General features: G+C 73.3%; 4 protein-coding genes. 2 read left to right on the top strand and 2 right to left on the bottom strand.

All coding sequences use genetic code 11. The annotated features are described in order from the left end of the window. Both OZN99_RS28755 and OZN99_RS28760 read left to right on the top strand, forming a co-directional pair. Positions 1 to 353: biotin transporter BioY (locus OZN99_RS28755; RefSeq protein ID WP_270938646.1), on the top strand; the 353-nt coding region annotated here is incomplete at its 5' end. 20 nt (positions 354 to 373) lie between these two features. Next, a complete protein-coding gene (locus OZN99_RS28760; protein WP_270938647.1) occupies positions 374 to 1,309 on the top strand; it encodes a hypothetical protein in 936 nt (311 codons plus the stop codon). Positions 1,310 to 1,316: 7 nt separating this feature from the next. Here OZN99_RS28760 and OZN99_RS28765 read toward each other — a convergent pair whose 3' ends face one another. Both OZN99_RS28765 and OZN99_RS28770 read right to left on the bottom strand, forming a co-directional pair. Continuing rightward, the gene (locus OZN99_RS28765) at positions 1,317 to 2,405 is read right to left on the bottom strand and encodes a site-specific DNA-methyltransferase (RefSeq protein WP_270938649.1); all 1,089 of its coding nucleotides are present in this window, start codon (positions 2,403 to 2,405) and stop codon (positions 1,317 to 1,319) included. Positions 2,406 to 2,510: 105 nt separating this feature from the next. Next, on the bottom strand, positions 2,511 to 2,972 hold a 462-nt coding region (locus tag OZN99_RS28770; protein WP_270938648.1), incomplete at its 5' end, for a ribonuclease HII.

Here is a 2,972-nt window from a genome sequence, read left to right on the forward strand (position 1 = left end):
CGGGCCTCGGCGTCGCGGCGGTGGCGGCCTACCTGGCACAGGGCGCGGCGGGGCTGCCCTTCTTCGCCGGCGGCGCAGCCGGGCCGGCGGTGCTGGCCGGGCCGACCGCGGGCTACCTGCTGGGCTTCCTTCTCGCTGCCTGGATGGCCGGCGCGGCGCGCGGCCTCGGCTGGTGGCAGCAGGGGGTGGTGCTGCTTGCCGCGCATCTGCTGCTCTTCGTCCCCGGCGTGGCGTGGCTGGCCGGCTTCGTCGGCTGGGAACGCGCGCTCGACGCGGGCTTCATGGTCTTCGTGCCGGGGACCGTCGTGAAGACCGCCCTGGCGCTGGCGCTGCTGCGCGCGCTGCGGCGCTGAAGCCGGGGCGCCGACCCGCCTTGCGCATCCCGATGCTCTGGCGCTGGGAACGGCGCCTCGAGGAATGGCGCTTCGGCCGCGCCGTGCGCGGCATCCTGGACACCGCGCCGATGCCGGTGGTGCCGGGCCGCTGCACCGTCGTCAGCATGGTCGGCAACCGCGACTGGCTGATGTACGTCGTCATCATGAAGGCGTTCTACCGACGGATCGGCGGCGGCAAGCTCGTCGCCATCGTGGCGCACGACTTCCCCCGCACCGGGCAGCGCCATATCGCCGCGCATTTCCCCGGCATCGAGTTCCAGCGGTTGGAGGACATCGAGGTCGGCGCGTGCCAGCGCGGCGGCACCTGGGAACGACTCGTCTATCTGCTGGACCGCACCGACCGCGGCGAATACGTGGTGCAGATCGATTGCGACGTGATGCCGACCGGCGGCGACATCGACGAGCTGGTGCGCTGCATCGAGACACGGACGGCCTTCACCATGGCCGACCACTTCCGCATCGTCCCGCTGCCGGAGGCGGCCGCCTTCGCGCGCACTCTGCCGCAGGGCTCCGTCGGCAACCGCGCCGAGGCCGCGCTGGACCGCCTGCCCGGCGCCGAGGGGCTGCGCTACGTACGGGGTTCCTCGGGGCTCGCCGGCTTCGCGCCGGGCGGGTTCCCGCGCGCGCGCATCGAGGCGTTCCACCACGCGATGGAGAAGCTGCTGGGCCAGGAAGACTGGCGCGGCTGGGGCACGGAGCAATGCGCCTCCAACTTCGCCATCGCCAACACGCCCGGCGCGGTGACGCTGCCCTTCCCCGAATACACCAGCTTCCATCCTGGTGGGGACCGCAGCAGGGCGAAGATGTTCCACTTCATCGGCAGCTTCCGCTTCGACGAGGGCGTCTTCGCCGATCTCGCCCAGCGCGAGATCGCGGCGCTCGCGGCGGGCGCGACGGTGCGCCAGGCCGCCTGAAGGCGGCTCAGCCGCCCTGCGCGGCGAGTTCCTGGCGCAGCTCGTCCAGCAGGCGCAACCGCCCGTCCCGCGCCTCGACGAACCAGAAAGTCCAGCCGTTGCAGGACGGCGCCGCCTGCAGCTCCGCCCCCACCTTGTGGATCGAGCCCGTCGCCCCGCCGCAGCGCAGCGTGGCATCGGCGCCCACCACCGCGCGCCAGCGGCGGTGCCGGTCGGTCAGCGTGCTGCCCGCGGGCACGAGGCCGCGCTCCACCAGCACGCCGAAGGCGATGCGCGGCTGCTCGCGCTTCGAGGGCAGCGCCAGCGCCGCGCCTTCCGCCAGCGGCTCCACCGCCGAGATGCGCTCGCGCGCGGCCTGGGCGTAGGCTTCCTCGCGCTCGATGCCGACGAAGCGGCGGCCGAGGCGCCGCGCCACGGCGGCGGTGGTGCCGGTGCCGAGGAAGGGGTCGAGAACCACCTCCCCCGGCTGGGTGCAGCTCAGGATCACGCGATGCAGCAGCGCCTCGGGCTTCTGGGTCGGATGGAGCTTGGCGCCGTCCTGGCCGCGCAGCCGCTCCGCGCCGGTGCAGAGCGGGATGAACCAGTCGCTGCGCATCTGCAGCTCGTCGTTCAGCGCCTTCATCGCCTGGTAGTTGAAGCGGTAGCGGGAATCCGGGCCGCGCGCCGCCCAGATCAGCGTCTCATGCGCGTTGGTGAAGCGCCGGCCGCGGAAGTTCGGCATCGGGTTCGCCTTGCGCCAGATGACGTCGTTCAGGATCCAGAAGCCGAGGTCCTGCAGCGCCGCGCCCAGGCGGAAGACGTTGTGGTAGCTGCCGATCACCCAGATCGTGCCGTCCTTGCGCAGGATTCGCCGGCATTCCGCCAGCCATTCGCGGGTGAAGGCGTCATAGGCGCCGAAATCGTCGAAGCGGTCCCAGTCGTCGTCCACCGCGTCCACGACCGAGGTGTCGGGCCGGCGCAGCTCGCCCTTCAATTGCAGGTTGTACGGCGGGTCGGCGAACACCGCATGCACCGAGGCGGGCGGCAGCCGCCGCAGCGTCTCGATGCAGTCGCCAACCAGCACCTGGTCGAGCGGCAGGTCGAGACCCGTCCCCATCGTTGCGGCCACGCGCTCCCAGCGAATCGGCCGCGCACCATGCGTTGCGCGGAGTCGCGCCGTCAATGATCCGTCACGCAGGCCAGCCGGAACGGCCGCGTGCCGCTACAGCAGGATCGCCTGGTCCACCGGCGCGAAGCCGCGCCGGTGGTGCGGCGTGGGGCCGAGCCGCGCGAGGGCCGCGCGATGCGCCGCGGTCGGATAGCCCTGGTGCGCGGCGAAGCCGTAGCCCGGCCAGCGCGCGTCCAGCCGTGCCATCGCGCGGTCCCGCACCACCTTCGCGAGGATCGAGGCCGCGGCGATCGAGAAGCTGGCCGCGTCGCCTCCCACCACGCAGCGCACCGCGCAGGGCAGGGCCGGCGGCTGGTTGCCGTCCACCAGCGCCAGGTCGGGCGGCACCCTCAGCCGCGCCAGCGCCCGCGCCATGGCGAGCTGGCTGGCACGCAGGATGTTCAGCCGGCCGATCTCGGCAGCACTCGCCGCGGCGATGCCGTGGTCCAGCAGGCCGTCGCGCGCGGCGGCCAGGAGGGCGGTGAAGGCGGCCTCGCGCCGCGCTGCGGTCAGGCG

Source organism: Falsiroseomonas oryzae, assembly GCF_027856955.1.
GTDB lineage: Bacteria > Pseudomonadota > Alphaproteobacteria > Acetobacterales > Acetobacteraceae > Falsiroseomonas > Falsiroseomonas oryzae.